The sequence below is a fragment of the Pseudomonas sp. FDAARGOS_761 genome, from assembly GCF_013343155.1.
GTDB classification, from domain to species: Bacteria; Pseudomonadota; Gammaproteobacteria; order Pseudomonadales; family Pseudomonadaceae; genus Pseudomonas; species Pseudomonas aeruginosa.
Window position 1 is genome coordinate 1,727,498 of sequence record NZ_CP054572.1, and the last position, 17,342, is coordinate 1,744,839.

General features: G+C 65.6%; 18 protein-coding genes and 1 pseudogene. 5 read left to right on the forward strand and 14 right to left on the reverse strand.

Features of this window, described 5'->3' with window-relative positions; genetic code table 11:
- Positions 1–3: 3 nt before the first annotated feature.
- The 3 genes from FOC67_RS08200 to FOC67_RS08210 all read left to right on the forward strand — a co-directional run bounded on the left by FOC67_RS08200 (position 4) and on the right by FOC67_RS08210 (position 2,276).
- On the forward strand, positions 4–330 hold the full coding sequence (locus FOC67_RS08200) for a YbaB/EbfC family nucleoid-associated protein (RefSeq protein ID WP_003087236.1): 327 nt from the start codon (positions 4–6) through the stop codon (positions 328–330).
- 78 nt (positions 331–408) lie between these two features.
- Entirely contained in the window at positions 409–1,005 is a 597-nt protein-coding gene (gene recR, locus FOC67_RS08205; protein ID WP_003087237.1) for a recombination mediator RecR, read from the forward strand.
- 122 nt (positions 1,006–1,127) lie between these two features.
- The gene (locus tag FOC67_RS08210) at positions 1,128–2,276 is read left to right on the forward strand and encodes an acyl-CoA dehydrogenase family protein (RefSeq protein ID WP_003111078.1); all 1,149 of its coding nucleotides are present in this window, start codon (positions 1,128–1,130) and stop codon (positions 2,274–2,276) included.
- A gap of 12 nt (positions 2,277–2,288) precedes the next feature.
- Here the strand turns inward: FOC67_RS08210 and FOC67_RS08215 are convergent, their stop codons facing one another.
- The 3 genes from FOC67_RS08215 to FOC67_RS08225 form a co-directional block, all read right to left on the reverse strand.
- A complete protein-coding gene (locus FOC67_RS08215) occupies positions 2,289–2,831 on the reverse strand; it encodes a CbrC family protein (RefSeq protein ID WP_009314748.1) in 543 nt (180 codons plus the stop codon).
- 73 nt (positions 2,832–2,904) lie between these two features.
- Positions 2,905–3,792: an SDR family oxidoreductase gene (locus tag FOC67_RS08220; protein WP_009314747.1), complete on the reverse strand. Its 888-nt coding sequence runs from the start codon at positions 3,790–3,792 to the stop codon at positions 2,905–2,907.
- Complete coding sequence (locus FOC67_RS08225; protein WP_003121915.1) at positions 3,789–5,372, reverse strand: NAD(P)/FAD-dependent oxidoreductase; 1,584 nt, start codon at positions 5,370–5,372, stop codon at positions 3,789–3,791. The genes FOC67_RS08220 and FOC67_RS08225 overlap by 4 nt, the downstream gene beginning before the upstream one ends.
- Positions 5,373–5,494: 122 nt before the next feature.
- On the opposite strand from FOC67_RS08225, the pseudogene FOC67_RS29710 reads away from it, so the two are divergent.
- Positions 5,495–5,614: pseudogene (locus tag FOC67_RS29710) on the forward strand (TetR family transcriptional regulator); the annotation flags it as partial.
- Positions 5,615–6,187: 573 nt separating this feature from the next.
- Here the strand turns inward: FOC67_RS29710 and mdtI are convergent.
- The 5 genes from mdtI to anr all read right to left on the reverse strand — a co-directional run bounded on the left by mdtI (position 6,188) and on the right by anr (position 9,732).
- On the reverse strand, positions 6,188–6,517 hold the full coding sequence (gene mdtI / locus FOC67_RS08235) for a multidrug/spermidine efflux SMR transporter subunit MdtI (RefSeq protein WP_003103934.1): 330 nt from the start codon (positions 6,515–6,517) through the stop codon (positions 6,188–6,190).
- On the reverse strand, positions 6,511–6,879 hold the full coding sequence (locus FOC67_RS08240; RefSeq protein WP_003087256.1) for a multidrug/spermidine efflux SMR transporter subunit MdtJ: 369 nt from the start codon (positions 6,877–6,879) through the stop codon (positions 6,511–6,513). The genes mdtI and FOC67_RS08240 overlap by 7 nt, the downstream gene beginning before the upstream one ends.
- Positions 6,880–7,287: 408 nt before the next feature.
- Entirely contained in the window at positions 7,288–8,124 is an 837-nt protein-coding gene (locus FOC67_RS08245) for a metal-dependent hydrolase (RefSeq protein ID WP_003087258.1), read from the reverse strand.
- Positions 8,125–8,363: 239 nt separating this feature from the next.
- Positions 8,364–8,912 (reverse strand): adenine phosphoribosyltransferase, encoded by a 549-nt coding sequence (locus FOC67_RS08250; protein ID WP_003087259.1) that lies wholly within the window; start codon positions 8,910–8,912, stop codon positions 8,364–8,366.
- A gap of 85 nt (positions 8,913–8,997) precedes the next feature.
- Positions 8,998–9,732 carry a transcriptional regulator Anr gene (gene anr / locus FOC67_RS08255; protein ID WP_003087262.1) on the reverse strand — a complete coding sequence of 245 codons (735 nt, stop codon included), beginning with the start codon at positions 9,730–9,732 and terminating at the stop codon, positions 8,998–9,000.
- Between the two features lie 245 nt (positions 9,733–9,977).
- On the opposite strand from anr, the gene FOC67_RS08260 reads away from it, so the two are divergent.
- Entirely contained in the window at positions 9,978–10,445 is a 468-nt protein-coding gene (locus tag FOC67_RS08260) for a hypothetical protein (protein WP_009314746.1), read from the forward strand.
- Positions 10,446–10,493: 48 nt separating this feature from the next.
- Here FOC67_RS08260 and hemN read toward each other — a convergent pair whose 3' ends face one another.
- The 6 genes from hemN to ccoG all read right to left on the reverse strand — a co-directional run bounded on the left by hemN (position 10,494) and on the right by ccoG (position 17,266).
- Positions 10,494–11,876: an oxygen-independent coproporphyrinogen III oxidase gene (hemN, locus tag FOC67_RS08265; RefSeq protein WP_003087267.1), complete on the reverse strand. Its 1,383-nt coding sequence runs from the start codon at positions 11,874–11,876 to the stop codon at positions 10,494–10,496.
- A 127-nt stretch (positions 11,877–12,003) separates the two neighbouring features.
- Positions 12,004–12,687 carry a sulfite exporter TauE/SafE family protein gene (locus FOC67_RS08270; RefSeq protein WP_003087270.1) on the reverse strand — a complete coding sequence of 228 codons (684 nt, stop codon included), beginning with the start codon at positions 12,685–12,687 and terminating at the stop codon, positions 12,004–12,006.
- Positions 12,680–12,889, reverse strand: a complete 210-nt coding sequence (gene ccoS, locus FOC67_RS08275; RefSeq protein ID WP_003087273.1) for a cbb3-type cytochrome oxidase assembly protein CcoS — start codon at positions 12,887–12,889, stop codon at positions 12,680–12,682. Before ccoS ends, FOC67_RS08270 begins: the two co-directional genes overlap by 8 nt.
- On the reverse strand, positions 12,868–15,303 hold the full coding sequence (locus FOC67_RS08280) for a heavy metal translocating P-type ATPase (protein WP_009314745.1): 2,436 nt from the start codon (positions 15,301–15,303) through the stop codon (positions 12,868–12,870). Before FOC67_RS08280 ends, ccoS begins: the two co-directional genes overlap by 22 nt.
- Positions 15,300–15,839: a FixH family protein gene (locus FOC67_RS08285; RefSeq protein WP_003159982.1), complete on the reverse strand. Its 540-nt coding sequence runs from the start codon at positions 15,837–15,839 to the stop codon at positions 15,300–15,302. Before FOC67_RS08285 ends, FOC67_RS08280 begins: the two co-directional genes overlap by 4 nt.
- Positions 15,840–15,850: 11 nt before the next feature.
- Entirely contained in the window at positions 15,851–17,266 is a 1,416-nt protein-coding gene (ccoG, locus tag FOC67_RS08290; RefSeq protein ID WP_003087288.1) for a cytochrome c oxidase accessory protein CcoG, read from the reverse strand.
- Between the last annotated feature and the right edge of the window lie 76 nt (positions 17,267–17,342).

Below are 17,342 nucleotides of genomic sequence, written 5' to 3' on the forward strand. Positions count from 1 at the left end.
AACATGATGAAAGGTGGCATGGCCGGCCTGATGAAGCAGGCGCAGCAGATGCAGGAAAAGATGCAGAAGATGCAGGAAGAGCTGGCCAACGCCGAAGTGACCGGGCAATCCGGCGCCGGTCTGGTCAGCGTGGTGATGACCGGGCGCCACGACGTCAAGCGCGTCAGCCTGGACGACAGCCTGATGCAGGAAGACAAGGAAATCCTCGAAGACCTGATCGCCGCCGCGGTCAACGATGCGGTGCGCAAGATCGAGCAGAACAACCAGGAAAAGATGTCCGGCTTCACCTCGGGCATGCAACTGCCGCCCGGCTTCAAGATGCCCTTCTGATTCTGCGTTCGTGCCGGGTCCGCCTTCTTAGGACGGCGCCCGGCAGCCATTCCCCTCCCTCTATCCGACGAGTCCTGCATGAGTTTCAGCCCGCTGATCCGCCAACTGATCGAGTCCCTGCGCATTCTTCCCGGTGTCGGGCAGAAGTCGGCCCAGCGCATGGCGCTGATGCTGCTGGAGCGCGATCGCAGCGGCGGCCTGAAGCTGGCCCAGGCGTTGACCGCCGCGATGGAAGGGGTCGGTCATTGCCGGCAGTGCCGTACCCTCAGCGAGGAGGAGCTGTGCCCGCAGTGCGCCGACCCGCGACGCGACGACTCGCTGCTCTGTGTGGTGGAAGGCCCGCTGGACGTATTCGCGGTGGAGCAGACCGGCTACCGCGGCCGCTATTTCGTGCTCAAGGGACACCTGTCGCCGCTCGACGGCCTGGGGCCGGAGGCGATCGGCATTCCCGAACTGGAAGCGCGGATCAGGGACGGAGCCTTCAGCGAGGTGATCCTCGCCACCAACCCCACCGTGGAAGGCGAGGCCACCGCCCACTATATCGCCCAGCTACTGGCCGGCCGCGGCCTGACCTTGTCGCGTATCGCCCATGGCGTGCCGCTGGGTGGCGAGCTGGAGCTGGTCGATGGCGGCACCTTGGCCCACGCCCTGGCCGGACGGCGGCCGATCTCCTGAGTTCTGTGCCTCCCGTGTCCGTAGGAAGAGCGGCCTATACGCCCTCGCCGATGGCCAGTTTCCCGTATTGAAAACCAAGCAAGCGCTAGGTAAGTTCTGAGGCTCCCATCAGGAGCCCGGCCATGACTGACTTCCAGCAGTACTTCGACGAGTCCCATCAACTGATCCGGGATTCGGTGCGCCGTTTCGTCGAGCGCGAGGTGTTGCCGCACATCGATGAATGGGAGGAGGCCGAGGAATTTCCCCGTGAACTCTATCTCAAGGCCGGCGCGGCCGGGATCCTCGGCATCGGCTACCCGGAAGCCTACGGCGGCAGTTGCGAAGGCGATCTGTTCGCCAAGGTGGCGGCCAGCGAAGAACTCATGCGCTGCGGTTCCGGCGGCCTGGTCGCCGGGTTGGGATCGCTGGATATCGGATTGCCCCCGGTGGTCAAGTGGGCCCGTCCCGAGGTGCGCGAGCGGGTGGTGCCGGCGGTGCTGCGCGGCGAGAAGATCATGGCCCTGGCGGTCACCGAGCCCTCCGGCGGCTCCGACGTGGCCAACCTGAAGACCCGTGCGGTGCGCGATGGCGATCACTATCGCGTCAGCGGCAGCAAGACCTTCATCACCAGCGGCGTGCGCGCGGACTACTACACGGTGGCGGTGCGTACCGGCGGCGAGGGTTTCGCCGGCATCAGCCTGCTGCTGGTGGAGAAGGGCACTGCCGGGTTCAGTGTCGGACGCAAGCTGAAGAAGATGGGCTGGTGGGCGTCGGATACCGCCGAACTGTTCTTCGACGACTGCCGGGTGCCTGCGGAAAACCTGATCGGCGTGGAGAACGCTGGCTTCGCCTGCATCATGGCCAATTTCCAGAGCGAGCGCCTGGCCCTGGCGGTGATGGCCAACATGACCGCGCAACTGGCTCTGGAGGAGTCGCTGCGCTGGGCGCGCGAGCGAGAAGCGTTCGGCAAGCCGATCGGCAAGTTCCAGGTGCTGCGCCATCGTCTCGCGGAAATGGCCACGCAACTGGAGGTTTCCCGCGAGTTCACCTATCGCCAGGCAGCGAAGATGGCTGCCGGCAAGAGCGTGATCAAGGAGATCTCGATGGCCAAGAACTTCGCTACCGATGTCGCCGATCGCCTGACCTATGATGCCGTGCAGGTGCTCGGCGGCATGGGCTACATGCGCGAAAGCCTGGTGGAGCGGCTGTATCGCGACAACCGGATTCTCTCCATCGGCGGCGGTTCGCGGGAAATCATGAACGAGATCATCGGCAAGCAGATGGGGTTGTAGGGCCGCGTTCTATCAGGTGAAGTCCAGGTCGTAATGCGCCTGGCCACAGTGCAGGCAGTCGAAGCGGTAGATGGCCGGATTGCCGCCGGGCGTATAGGCGTCGACGAGGCGTTGCCAGGTGCTAGCCGGCCAGGCGAAATCGGCGAAGCGCTGCGCCAGGCCCTCGGCTCCCAGTTGCCCGATTTCCTCACGCCCCGCGTCGCCGCGAAAGGCGCAGGCATCCTCGCAGCAAACCAGCCAGCGCTCCTGCTGCTGCCAGGAGGTGTAGCCGGGCGTGCGCTCGCAGACTTCGGTGACGATATCCGCGGCGACGCCGGCGTCGAGCAGCGGATAGTCGTCGGAAAAGCTCGCTTCGTAGCGCGCGGCCGCGCTGCCGTCGGCTATGCACCAGGGGCAAAGGCTGCCGGGCGGCAACTCGTGGCGGGAATAGGGCGAACCGGTGTAGACGTAGCCACGAGCCTTGCCACAGCACTGGCAGGTGGTGGCGGAAGCCTCGATGCTGCCGCTGGCGAGCGGTTCGGGATGGTAGCGGAAGTGAGGAAGGGGAGGGTTCATGACGGCCGTACCCTGGAGACTGGCCGTCGAGTATGACGTGCCGGGCAGCCTAGCGGCTACCCGGCGGGCCTGTTCACTCGCTGGCTTCGCGGGCGCCCTGGGGGCTCTTCGGGCGCGGCGCGAAGCGCGCTGCCAGGCGCATGCTGGCGGTGACCACGCGCTGGTAGAGCACTGGCGCCAGGCGCAGCATCACGTCGATCGCGTGGGCGTCGGCGCCGATCAGGATGCGCCGGCTGTCGCGCTGCACGCCGCGCAAGATGACCTGGGCGGCCTTCTCCGGGGTGGTCCGCAGCAACTGGTCGTTGAATTGCTGGCGAGCCTTGTCGGCAGCCTGGCCGGTGACCTTGGCCATGCTCTCGTTCATTCGCGCGGTCTTGGCGATGTTGGTCCTGATCCCGCCGGGATGCACGCAACTGGCGGAGACGCCGGAGTCCTCCATGTCCAGTTCCTGGCGCAACGACTCGGTGAAGCCACGCACCGCGTACTTGGTGGCGTTGTAGGCGCTCATGCCGGGCTGGGCGAACAGCCCGAAGACGCTGGAGACATTGACCACGTGGCCGTTGCCGGAGGCCTTCAGGTGCGGAAGGAACGCCTTGGTGCCGTTCACCACGCCCCAGAAGTTGATGTTCATGATCCACTCGTATTCCGAGTAGTCGCTGCCTTCCACGGTACCGGCGTGGGCGACGCCCGCGTTGTTGAAGATCAGGTTCACCCGGCCATGTTCGCTGGCCGCCTTGTCGGCCCAGGCCTGCACCTGCTCGCGGTCGGCCACGTCGACGACCGCGGTGGAGACGCGTACCCCGCTGCTGGCGAGCAATTGGCGGGTCTCCTCGAGAGCTGCGGCATTGACGTCGGCCAGGGCCAGGTGACAACCCTGCCTGCCCAGCTCCACGGCCAGGGCGCGACCGATGCCCGAGCCTGCGCCGGTGATGGCGGCGACTTTGTTTTCGAACGACTTCATGCGGGTACCCCTTCGGCCTGTTGGCGGGCTTCGTTGCTCAGGGCGGCGAGCGGTGTCGTGGTGAGGTGGTAGGCGGAGGCGTCGAACTGCCGGGTCAGGGCACGGAAGCGCCAGGTGAATCCCGGCCACAGGGTGCAGTTGCGGCCGCTGACCGGATGCAGGTACCAGCTCTTGCAACCGCCCACGCTCCAGACGCTGCGGTCCAGCTTGCGCTGGAGGTATTCGTTGTAGCGTTCCTGCACCGGGGCCTTGACCTCGAGACTGAGCAGTTCGCGGCGCTTCATCAGCTTCAGCGCATCGAGGACGTAGGCGATCTGCGACTCGATCATGTAGACCATCGAGTTGTGGCCGAGGCCGGTGTTCGGTCCCATCAGGAAGAACAGGTTGGGGAAGCCGGCGGTGGTAGTGCCCTTGTAGGCTTCCGGGCCCTTGGTCCAGCTGTCCAGCAGGTCGCGGCCGTCGCGACCGAAGACCACTCCGCGGGGGATCGGATCGTTGGCGGTGAAGCCGGTACCGAAGATGATCGCGTCGACCTCGCGCTCCCGGCCGTTGCCGTCGACGATTCCGTTGGCGGTGACGGCGCGGATGCCTTCGGTGATCACCGTGGAGTTGGCGGCCGCCAGGGCCGGGTAGTAGTTGTGCGACATGAGGATGCGCTTGCAGCCGATGGTGTAGTCCGGCGTGACCTTGCGGCGCAGTTCCGGATCCTTGATCTGCTTGTGGATGTGGCGGATCGCCAGGCGCTGCACCAGCTTCATCACCTGCGGGGCGAAGGTGAAGCCCAGCACCCGCCCTTCGAGCAGGCTGTAGAGGCCGCCGCGCCAGAGCTTCTGCACCAGCGGGAAGCGCCGGAAGCGGCGGCGCTCGGTTTCGCTGATTGCCCGGTCGGGTTTGGGCAGGATCCATGGCGGAGTGCGCTGGTAGAGATCGAGCGCGGCCACCAGCGGCTGGATCTCCGGGACGAACTGGATCGCCGAGGCGCCGGTGCCGATCACCGCCACGCGCTTGCCCTTGAGGTCGTAGTCATGGTCCCACTGCTGGGAATGGAAGACCTTGCCCTGGAAGTTCTCCAGGCCATCGAGGCGTGGATAGGCCGGGGTGGACAGGCCGCCCATGCCGGAAACCACGGCGTTCGCGGTGTAATGGTTGCCCTGGGCGTCATGCAGGTGCCAGAGGCTTTGCCGCTCGTCCCAGGCCAGCTTGCCGATCTCGGTGTTCAGCAGGGTCTTTTCCTGCAAGCGGTATTTTTCCCAGCACTTCTCCAGATAGGCGCGGATTTCCGGCTGGCGGGCGAACATCCGCGTCCACTCCGGGTTCGCTTCGAAGGAGAAGGAATAGACGTGGGATTGCACGTCGCAGGCGCAGCCAGGGTAGTTGTTGACTCTCCAGGTGCCGCCGACGCCGGCGTCCTTTTCGAAGATCAGGAAGTCGTCCTCGCCTTCCTGGCGGAGACGGATCGCCATCCCCAGCCCGGAGAAACCGGTGCCGATGATGGCGACCTTGCAGTGCCGGGCGGCGGCAGGGGTGGGTTGGGTACTCATGGCCAAGCTCCTGTTATGATTGTTTGCTGGCGTATACACTCGTCTACCTGCGAATGTAGACATCTGTATACTTCAGGGTCAAGCCAACCTTAGGTAGGGTCGGCGCGACGCAACGGCCGAACTTGTGGCGCATGGAAACAACCAGGTGGAACATGAGCGATATGAACGAAACGAAGGACAGGGTTGCCGACGCTCCCGGCAAACGCGCCTTGCTGGAGGCGGCCTTGCGCCTGGGCAGCAGCAGCCGCAGCCTGGGGGCCATCGGCTTGCGCGAGCTGGCGCGCGAGGCGGGCCTGAATCCGAACACCTTCTATCGGCATTTCCGCGATATCGACGATCTTGGCCTGACCATGATCCGCGACATCTCTACCCAGCTGCGCCAGCCGCTGCGCCAGCTTCGCCGCGAGGCCGCGACTCGTGCGGCGCCCAGCGCCCGAGCGCAGACGACGCCGTTCGGGCTGGACCTGGAAAGGGGGCGGCGGGTCTGCCGGGAGACGGTGCGGCTGTTCTTCGACTTCGTGGAGAGCAATCCCGCCGCGTTCATCGTCGGCGTGCGCGAACTGCATGGGGCTTCGCCGGTGCTGCGTGGTGCCCTGCGTCAGATCATGGATGAGTTCGCCGAGGACATGTCGGAGGACATCATCGAATTCAGGTTGTTGCCGGCGGTGAGCGAGGCGACCATCCGCCGCCTCTCCAGCCTGATCGGCCGCCAGCTGTTTCAGTTGTCGCTGGACTATATCGGCCAGCCGGAGCGGCGTCGGGAAATCTGCGCCCTGGGTGAGGAACAGATACTGCTGTTGTTCACCGGCGCCGCGGTCCTGCAGATGATGGGCGTTTCGTTGGACGCCGAGGCGTCAGGCCAGCTTGAGCAGGCTCATGCCGGCCAGCAGCAGCAACAGGCCGAGCCAGCCGCGCCAGGCCAGGCGCTGGCCGAACAGCGCCCAGCCCATGGCGACGGTGGCGAGGATGCCGAAGCCGCCCCAGATCGCATAGGCGAGTGACAGCTCGATGTCCTTCACCGCCTGCGCCAGCGCGGTGAAGGCGGCCATCACGCAGAGGATCGAGGCGATCCCGAGGCCGCGCCTGCGGAAACCGTCGGAGTATTTCAACAGCAGGTTGGCGACGACCTCGAGGGCGATCGCCAGGCCGAGCCAGGCGAAGGGAATCCAGTTCAGGGTCAGCATGTGACGGCCTCCCCACGGGGCTGCGCCGGCGTGCCGCTGGCGTTGCGGGTGCCGGACTTGATCAGCAGGATGCCGGCGATCATCACGCCGAGGCCGACGGCCTTGTACAGGCCGATGCTTTCGCCCAGCCAGGCGACGCTGACCGCCGTGATCAGGACGATGCCAATGCCTTCCCAAAGGGCGTAGGCGACTCCGACGGGGACACGCTTGACCGCCAGGGCGAGGAAGAAATAGGACAGGCCGATCATCCCGTACATCAGCAGCATGCCTGCGACAGGGGCGTGGGTGGCGGCCAGTTTCATCGAGGTGGTGCCGATCACTTCGGCGCCGATAGCCAGTAACAGATAGATCCAGGAACGCATGTTGCCCTCCCATGGGCACCGCGGAATGGAGGCCGCGGCCAAAGATGACGAAGAGCGGTGGCGAGGGGCGGGAAAGACCCCGAAGCGCAGGGGCGGTCGCCACCGACAGCAGGTGTCGAGGGAGGGAGCTAGAGGTCGCCGGTCCAGTGACGCTCGCGGGAGACCAGACGGGAAGTGGGGAGAGGTAATGCCTTAGTGTTCAACATAATGAACATGATATTACCTCAGGGCATCATAAAAAGCCAATCGATAGGAATTGACTAATTATTTCCTCCGTAAAATGGCGGATTCAGGAACGGTAGTCGAAACGGAGGCTTTTCCGTGTGCAATATCCTGTTCTTCTCTCGAATAAGAAACGCCAGGCGGGGCCTGGCGTCGGGGGCGGAGCGGCACTGGCGGAGGCGGGCTTCAATCGGCGAAGGCCAGTTTGTCCTTCCAGTATTTCTCCAGTTTCGCGGTGTCGTGGTCGCTGGGGTGGAAGCCCGGCCGGTAGTAGTCCAGGTAGGGCAGCAGCAGGCGGGTGAAGAAGCCCTTGCGCAGGCCGAACAGGGTGCCCAGGCCATGCTTCCAGGAGCGCCAGTTGAACAATTGGCCGTCCTTGCGTAGCAGGTCGAGCTGGAACCAGCCGATGACGCCGAAGAACATCAGGGTGGTCAGCATCATCACCAGAACCCGGGTGAAGTAGCCGCCGTAGACTTTCTGGTACACATCGTAGGCGACATTCTTGTGTTCGTTCTCCTCGATGGCATGCCACATCCACAGCTTGTACATCTTCGGCGACTGCATCTGGATGGTCAGGTCTTCGCGCTTGAGCAGCTGCGCGGCCATGGTCGCGGTGAAATGCTCGAGGGCGCAGGTGATCGCCAACTGGTGTTTCCTGGTGGTGACCTTGCTGACGTTTTCCAGCAGGACCTTGATCCGCAGTTCGAGGCACTCCAGGTCGACCCCGTGCTCCTCGGCATATTCGTTGTAGGCGGCATGCTCCTTGGAGTGCATCGCCTCCTGGCCGATGAAGGCGCTGACGTCCTTCTTCAGTTGCGGATCCTCCAGGCGGTCGCGCACCGCGCGCACGCTATCGACGAAGAATTTTTCGCCGTAGGGGAAGAGCGAGGACAGGTTGTTCATGAACTGGGTCATGAAGGGTTGGCCGTCCCACCAGTACTTCGGGGTTTCGCTGAAGCTGAAATCCATCCGCCGCACGGGGAAATTGGCGCGAACCGGGGAGGCGGTGCCAGTGGCAGTCATGGCTAACTCCTTTTGTTGTTCTGGGGAGGGGAAACGCACAGGTTTCCTCGGGTTCCCTATGGCGAGTTCGCTATAACACCTCTGAATGTGTCATTAGCTGATGTAATTATTGCAGGATTGTCCAACAGCGGGAGGTCATTTCTGGCCATTTCGAAGTCATTAATGGCCAGGTCGGCTCGACCAGACGGAAGATGGGGCGCAAGAAGCGAACGCGGGGCGCCAGGGCGCGCCCCGGCGTATCAACGCTCGTCGAGAGCGAACGCGGTGAGACTGAAGGTGGAGATGCCGGCGTCCTGCAGGCGAGTGGAGCCGCCGAGTTCCGGCAGGTCGATGATCGCCGCGGCCTCGAAGACCCTGGCCCCGAGGCGTCGTACCAGGCTTGCGGCCGCCAGCAGGGTCCCGCCAGTGGCGATGAGGTCGTCGAAGATCAGTACGCTGTCGCCTTCGCAGAGGCTGTCGGCATGTACTTCGAGGAAGGCCTCGCCGTATTCGGTCTGGTAGCCCTCGGCGAGTACGTCGGCGGGCAGCTTGCCCTGCTTGCGGAACAGGACCAGCGGCTTGTTCAGCGCATAGGCCACCGCCGAGCCGATGAGGAAGCCACGGGCATCCATGGCGCCGATGTGGCTGAAATCGGCCTCGATGTAGCGCTGGACGAAGCTGTCCACGGTCATGCGTAGCGCGCGCGGCGACTGGAACAGCGGGGTGATGTCGCGGAACACCACGCCGGGCTTGGGAAAGTCCGGCACGGCGCGGATCTGCGACTTGAGGGTGAACTCGTCGAAAATCATGGAAGATCCTGGGCTGGGCGTTTTTCGGGGCCCATCATACAACGGGCCCGCGCTGAGGCGGGCCCGTCGGCGGTTCGCAGGCGCTTCAGCCTTCCAACTGGCCGCCGGCGAGGGCGCACAGCTCGATGGAGTCGAGGATGTGCACTTCCTTGCCTTCCGCGCTGATCAGGCCGTTCTGCTGGAAGCGGGTGAAGACCCGCGACACGGTTTCCACGGCCAGGCCGAGATAGTTGCCGATCTCGTTGCGCGACATGGCCAGGCGGAACTGCTGGGCGGAGAAGCCACGGGCACGGAAGCGCGCCGACAGGTTGACCAGGAAGGTGGCGATGCGCTCGTCGGCAGTCTTCTTCGACAGCAGCAGCATCATCTGCTGGTCATCGCGGATTTCCCGACTCATCAGACGCATCAGTTGACGGCGCAGTTGCGGCAGCTGCTCGGACAGTTCGTCCAGGCGCTCGAAGGGAATCTCGCAGACCGAGGTGGTTTCCAGGGCCTGGGCGGATACCGGATAGGTCTCGGTATCCATCCCGGACAGGCCGACCAGCTCGCTGGGCAGGTGGAAGCCGGTGATCTGCTCTTCGCCGGCATCGGTGATGCTGAAGGTTTTCAGGGCGCCGGAGCGCACGGCAAAGACCGAGCCGAAAGGATCGCCCTGGCGGAACAGGAATTCGCCTTTCTTCAGGGGACGACCGCGCTTGACGATCTCGTCCAGCGAATCCATGTCTTCCACGGTCAGCGACAGGGGGAGGCACAGCGGGGCCAGACTGCAATCCTTGCAGTGTGCTTGGGGCAGTGCGCGCACCTTGATGGTTTCGGCCATTGAGGGGTCCTTGCTAGGTTAAAGGCACAACAGGAGTAAGGGTAACGCAGCCGCGATGCGGGTGCCAGCCATAGGTCTGGCAACGACCATTTCTGACAGGCCGATGGCGTTTCCAATCAGTGACTTGCGTCAAACAGCTGCGACTACCTGTCGCACCCTGTCAAGGGGCGACGAAAAGGGGGCTCAAGTTCGCGACGCGTGGGCCGATCCAATGGAAGAATTCCATTTTTCCCGGAGTGACTGGAATGTTGACCCTCAGTGGCTGGATCACCACCCAGGTGCCGCCCTCATCGCGCGCCGCCGCGGACGCCAAGGCCGCGCGGACCGGCACCGCCGAGCAGGCGGAAGACCCGGCCGCCGGTACCGACGCCGCCGATCAGCATGTACAGCTTTCCCAGGCAGGGCGCGAGCTGGCCGCCACCATGGGGGTGCCGGTGGAGGAGGAGGACGAGGATATCCCGCAGGAGTTGCGGCCGATGGTGAAGATGATCCGCGAGTTGAAGAAGAAGATCGAGGAGAAGCTCAGGGAGCTGCAGGAGGCCATGAGGTCGTCCGATCCGGGGGCGAAGGAGGCTCGCGTGTCTGAGTTGCAGAAGGAGTTGCAACAACTCAACTCCGCCCTGCAGACGGCGACGGCAGCGATGGCATCGGCCATCAAGGAGATGGGTATCAGCGACCCGGCGCTGATCATGAAGGTCATGGGCAGCCGGTAGAAGGGGCGGGGATTCACCGCCCTGTCGTGCGGGCAGGGCGGTGCGCTTTCAGATCACCCGGGAGAAGCGCTGCCGGTTGAGGCTGGGCAGGTAGCGGTCGAACAGCATGCAGATCGAACGCACCAGCAGACGTCCGGAAGACGTGATGTCGATGCCCTTGGCGTCCAGGCGGATCAGGCCGTCGGCGGCGAAGCGTTCGAGGTCGGGCCACAGCTCGGCGAAGTAGCTGCGGAAGTCGATGCCGAACTCCGTCTCGATATCCTCGAAGGCCAGTTCGAAGTGGCAGATCAGTTGCTGGATCACCGCGCGCCGCACCCGGTCGTCGCTGTTGCAGTGCAGGCCGCGACGGATCGCCAACTGGCCGTTGTCGAGGCTGGTCTGGTAGTCGTTGATGTCGCTGCTGTTCTGGCTGTAGAGGTCGCCGATCTGGCTGATCGCCGAGACCCCGAGACCTACCAGGTCACAGTGCCCGTGGGTGGTGTAGCCCTGGAAATTGCGTTGCAGGGTGCCGTCTTCCTGGGCGCTGGCCAGCTCGTCGTCGGGCAGGGCGAAGTGATCCATGCCGATATAGCGGTAGCCCGCCGCGGCGAGTTGCTCGGTGGTGCGCTGGAGCATTTCCAGCTTCTGGCCCGGGCTCGGCAGGTCGTCGGCGTTGATCCGCCGCTGCGGCATGAAACGCTCGGGCAGGTGGGCATAGTTGAACACCGAGAGGCGATCCGGCTGTAGCGCGATCACTTCGTCGACCGTGCGGGCGAAGCTGTCCGGCGTCTGTTTCGGCAGTCCGTAGATCAGGTCGAGGTTGATCGAGCGGTACTGCAGGGTGCGCGCGGCCTCGACGATGGTACGGGTCTCCTCCGGGGTTTGCATGCGGTTGACCGCCTTCTGCACCTCCATGTCGAAGTCCTGTACGCCGAGGCTGACGCGGTTGAAACCGAGTTCGCGGAGCAGGCCCATGGTCGACCAGTCGGCCTCGCGCGGGTCGATCTCGATGCCGTAGTCGCCCGAATCGTCGTCCAGCAGGTTGAGGTGGGTGCGCAATTGCGACATGAGTTCGCGCAACTGGCCGGGACTGAGGAAGGTCGGGGTTCCGCCACCGAAGTGCAGTTGCTCGACCACCTGCTCGCGGGAGAGGTGGCGGCTGACGATCTCGATCTCGCGGACCAGGCGCGCAAGGTACGGCGCGCTGCGCCCGCGATCCTTGGTGATCACCTTGTTGCAGGCGCAGTAGTAGCAGATGTTGGCGCAGAACGGGATGTGCACGTAGAGCGACAGGGGGTGTCCGGCCTTCCGGCTGTCGCGCAGGGCGTGCAACTGGTCGAACGGGCCGATGCCTTCGTGGAACTGCACGGCGGTCGGATAGGAGGTGTAACGCGGGCCGGAAAGGTCGTAGCGCCGAATCAGGTCAGCGTCCCAGCGAATGGTGTCGAGCATGCCAGAGATCCCCAGTTGGCGAGCTTTAGTCGGGAAGTCTAGGGATTGCGCCGGGAAGGCCTGTTGATTTGTATCAAGCGGGTGAATGTATACAGGATGTGTCGCCCGATGTTGGGACGGGCGTCCGTCAATGCCCCATCAGCCAGGCCTGGTGCGGTCCTGGGAGGGTCCAGAGGCCGAAGAGGATGACCATCAGGCCGCCCACGATGCGTACGCCGCGACGGCGCAGCAGGGCGGTCACCCGTTCGGCGGCCATGCCGGTGGCCAGCAGAACCGGCCAGGTGCCGAGGCCGAACGCCAGCATCAGCAGCGCGCTGTCCAGTGCCGATCCCTGGCTGGTGGCCCAGAGCAGGGTGCTGTAGACCAGCCCGCAGGGCAGCCAGCCCCAGATCGCTCCGAGCAGCAGGGCCCGTGGCAGGCTGGAGACCGGCAGCAGGCGCCGGGCGAAGGGTTCCAGGTGGCGCCAGAGGCCGCGACCGAGCGCCTCGACGCGGGTCAGGCCGCTCCACCAGCCGGCCAGGTAGAGTCCCATGGCGATCAGCAGCAGCCCGGCGACCACCCGCAGCGCGCCGGCCAACGGGGTGCGCGCCACCGCCCAGCCGGCCAGGCCGAGCAGCAGGCCGGCGCAGGCGTAGCTGAGGATGCGGCCGAGGTTGTAGGCCAGCAGCAGGCGCAGGCGACGGCCGCGCTGTTCGGCGGGAATGGCCAGGGTCAGGGCGCCCATCAGGCCGCCGCACATGCCCAGGCAGTGGCCTCCCCCGAGCAGGCCGAGGATCAGCGCGGAAACCAGCAGCGGCGCCAGTTCAGCCACGCGGTCGGTCCTCGGGTTTCGACGGCTTCTCCGCTTCGTCGACGCCGGCCTGGTGCTTCGGGTCTTCGTCGTCGAAGAGAATGCTGTGGGCGGGGCCGTCGAGATCGTCGTACTGGCCGCTGTCCACCGCCCAGAAGAACACGTAGATGGCGATGGCGACGATGACGATCGCGACGGGGATCAGGATGTAGAGCGCGGCCATACGGACCTCGGCGAAGGGATTCGGGTCAGCCGCAGGGCGTTGACCACCACCAGCAGCGAACTGACCGACATGCCGATCGCCGCCCAGCCCGGGGTGATCCAGCCGAGCGCGGCGAAGGGCAGGACCAGGCCATTGTACAGGCTGGCCCAGGCCAGGTTCTCGATGATGATATGGCGGGTGCGGCGCGCCAGCCGGAAAGCCTGCACCAGGCTGTCCAGGCGGTTGGACAGGAGCACCGCGTCGGCGCTGGTCTTGGCCAGGTCGGTGGCGCTGCCCATGGCGACGCTGATGTCGGCACCGGCGAGCACCGGTACGTCGTTGACTCCGTCGCCGAGCATCAGCACCCGGCGGCCCTCGCCGTGCAGGCGTTCGAGCATGGCCAGCTTGTCGTCCGGGGTCAGGCCGCCGCGGGCTTCGTCGATGCCCAGTTCGGCAGCGACGCTGGCGACCATCGGCGAGGCGTCACCGGATAGCAGGAGGGTGCGCCAGCCGCGCGCCTTGCAGGCGGCGAGCAGGGCGGGGGCGTCGCTGCGCAGGCGGTCGTCGAGACCGAACCAGGCCAGCGGTCCCTGCTCGTCGCCGAGCAGCAGCCACTGTCCGGAGTCGCCGGGCATCGCGGGCGTGGCGCTGCCGCCCAGGTCGCTGACGAAGGCGGCCTGGCCGATGCGCAGGCGGCGGCCTTCCACCAGGCCTTCGAGGCCCAGTCCCGGATGGCTTGCGACGCTGTCGGCGGCCTCCGGCGCACGGCCGAAGGCGCGGGCGATGGGGTGTTCGGAACGGTTCTCGAGGGCGGCGGCGAGGGCCAGGCAGCGATCCGCGTCGAGATCGCGCAGGGGTAGCACCTGCTTGAGCGTCAGGCGGCCTTCGGTGAGGGTGCCGGTCTTGTCGAAGATTACCGTGTCGATGTGGTTCAGCCCTTCCAGCACGTGCCCGCGCGTGATCAGCAGGCCGAGCTTGTGCAGGCTGCCGGTGGCCGCGGTGAGCGCGGTGGGCGTGGCCAGCGACAGGGCGCAGGGGCAGGTGGCGACCAGCAGCGACAGCACCACCCAGAAGGCGCGCTGGTGGTCGACCTGCCACCACAGCGCGCCGACCGCTGCGGCGACCAGCAGGACGATGAGCAGGAACCACTGCGCCACCTTGTCGGCCAGTTCCGCCAGGCGCGGCTTGTCCGCCTGGGCGCGTTCCAGCAGGCGGACGATGGCCGACAGGCGGCTGTCGTCGCCAAGGGCGCCGACCTCGACGGTCAGCGGCCCCTCGACGTTCAGGGTACCGCCGGTGACGGTGTCGCCGGCCTGGCGTGGATGGGGCAGGTACTCGCCGGTGAGCAGCGACTCGTCGACGCTGGACTGGCCGTCGAGGATCACTCCGTCGGCCGGCAGCACGGCGCCTGGCGGTACCAGTACGCGGTCGCCGACGCGCAGTTCGCTGAGCAGGATGCGCTCGCCCTGGTTGGCGGCGTCCAGGCGCAGGCAGGACGCCGGCAGCAGGTTGACCAGTTGCGCGGTGGAGGCGGCGGTGCGCTCCCGCGCGCGGCGTTCGAGGTAGCGGCCGGCGAGGAGGAACAGGGCGAACATGCCGACCGCGTCGAAATACAGCTCGCCCTGGCCGGTGATCGTCGACCAGATGCCGGCGACGTAGGCGCCGCCGATCGCCAGCGACACCGAGACGTCCATGGTCAGGTGGCGGGTGCGCAGGTCGCGCAGGGCGCCACGGAAGAACTGGCCGCAGCAGTAGAAGACGATCGGCGTGGTGAGGATCAGGCTGACCCAGCGCAGGATGCGGTCCATGCCGGCGGAAAGGTCGAGGTTGAATTCCGGCCAGGTCGCCATCACCGCCATCATCACCTGGATCCACAGCAGCCCGGCGACACCGAGCTGGCGCAGGGCGCGGCGGTTCTCCATGGCCAGGCGCTCGGTGGCACGGTCGGGTTGGTAGGGATGGCCGGCATAGCCGATCTGGCGCAGTTCGCCGAGCAACTGGCTGAGCGGCAGCTGGCTGTCCTGCCAGCGCACGTGCAGGCGATGGTTGGACAGGTTGAGCCGCGCCTCGGCCACGCCAGGCAACTGGCGCAGGTGCTTCTCGATCAGCCAGCCGCAGGCAGCGCAACTGATGCCTTCGATCATCAGGCTGGTTTCCGCCAGCTCGCCCTCATGGCGGACGAAGCCACCCTGTACGTCCGGGCGGTCGTAGAGCTGCAACTCCTCGCTGAGCGCCTTGGGCAATGCCTCGGGATTGGCGGCGTTTTCGCTGCGGTGCCGGTAGTAGCTTTCCAGGCCGCCGGCGACGATGGCCTCGGCCACCGCCTGGCAGCCGGGACAGCACATGGCCCGCGTCTCGCCGAGCACGCGGGCCTCGAAGCGGCTGCCGGCGGGGACCGGCAAGCCGCAGTGGTAGCAGGGCAGGGGGGCGCTCATGGGCGCTTCGCTTCTGCTCCCTGGAGCGGTTCGTCACCCAGCTCCATGACCACGGTCGGCGATACCACCTCTTCCTCGAACAGGCGCCACTGGCCGCTGCCTTCCTGGCCGAGCAGTTCGACGAAGCGACGGCCCTCGACGGCGTCGGTCAGTTGCCCGACGTAGCGCTCGCGGTCGGAGTTGCTGCGCAGCAGCTCCACGCGGCGGTCCTTCTCCGGCTGGGTCGGCGAGATCAGGTTGAGGGTGAGCTGATCCGGACGGCTGTTGCCGGTCAGGCGCACTTCGACTTCGCCGGTCAGGTCGTCGACCTTGACCTTGGCGTGGACTTGCAGGCGTACGGCCAGGTTCTCGCGTTCCAGGGAGCGGTTGATGCCCTTGCCGGCCTCGTAGTAGTTGTCGGTGACCAGGGTGTCCTGGTTGCGCACCGCGATGGTGACCAGGCTCAGCCCGAGCACCACCGAGGTCGCCAGGAGGGCCACGATGAACCAGGCCCAGAAGTGTTTGTACCAGGGTTGAGGGTGGGTCTCGGACTGCATGCTCAAGTTACTCAACGGGTGCGTGGGCCAATGAAGCGACTCTTCGCTTCTTTATGGATGCTCGGGTCGTCGGCCGACTCGATGGTGAAGACGATCTCGTTGGTGGTCGAAGGCAGCTTCTCCGGCTCGATGGACAGTTCCATCGGCAGGTTGAGGATGTCGCCCGCCGCCACCTTCAGCTCGCGCCGGCCTTCCAGGGTCAGGCCTTCGAGGCCCTTGGCGCCGAGGATGTAGGTGTGGTCCTGCTGATCCTTGTTCATGATCTTCAGGCTGTACACGTTCTCGATGCGGCCGAGTTCGTTCTCGCGGTAGAGCACGCGGTCCTTGCTAACGTCGAAGCCGACCAGCGGACGCAGGACCACCGCGGTGATCAGGGCGGAGATCATCAGCACCAGGGCGATGGCGTAGCCGATCAGGCGCGGCCGGGCCAGGTGGGTCTTCTGGCCGTTGAGGTTGTGCTCGGTGGTGTAGCTGATCAGCCCTTTCGGGTAGTTCATCTTCTCCATGATGCTGTCGCAGGCGTCGATGCACGCCGCGCAGCCGATGCACTCGATCTGCAGGCCGTCGCGGATGTCGATGCCGGTCGGGCAGACCTGCACGCACATCGTGCAGTCGATGCAGTCGCCCAGGCCCTGGGCCTTGTAGTCGAGGGACTTCTTGCGCGGGCCGCGCTTCTCGCCACGACGCGGATCGTAGGAGACGATCAGGGTGTCCTTGTCGAACATCACGCTCTGGAAGCGCGCGTAGGGGCACATGTAGATGCACACCTGCTCGCGCAGCCAGCCGGCGTTGCCGTAGGTGGCCAGGGTGAAGAAGCCGACCCAGAAGTAGGCCCAGCCGTCGGCCTGGCCGGTGAGCAGCTCGGGAATCAGCTCGCGGATCGGCGAGAAGTAGCCGACGAAGGTCAGGCCGGTGACCAGGCCGATCAGCAGCCACAGGCTGTGCTTGGCGGTCTTGCGCAGCAGCTTGTTGCCGCTCATCGGGGCCTTGTCCAGCTTGATGCGCTGGTTGCGGTCGCCTTCGGTGACCTTCTCGCACCACATGTAGATCCAGGTCCACACGCTCTGCGGGCAGGTATAGCCGCACCAGACGCGACCGGCGAACACGGTGATGAAGAACAGGCCGAAGGCGCAGACGATCAGCAGCCAGGACAGCAGCATGAAGTCCTGCGGCCAGAAGGTGGCGCCGAAGATGTAGAACTTGCGCTCGGGCAGGTCCCACCAGACGGCCTGGCGACCGCTCCAGTTGAGCCAGACGGTTCCGAAGTAGAGGAGGAAGAGCGCCGCACCGCCCACCATGCGCAGTCGGCGGAAGATACCGGTGAAGGCCCGGGTGTAGATCTTCTCGCGCTTGGCGTAGAGATCGTTGTTATTGGTGTCGCCCTTGGCAGGCGGGGTGACGTCTTGAACGGGAATCTGTTTGCTCATCAGTGCGTACCACGGCAGTGGGGGGCGCCCGGCCGGTACATGCCGACAGGGTCAGAAAATAGTTGCACGCCTACTG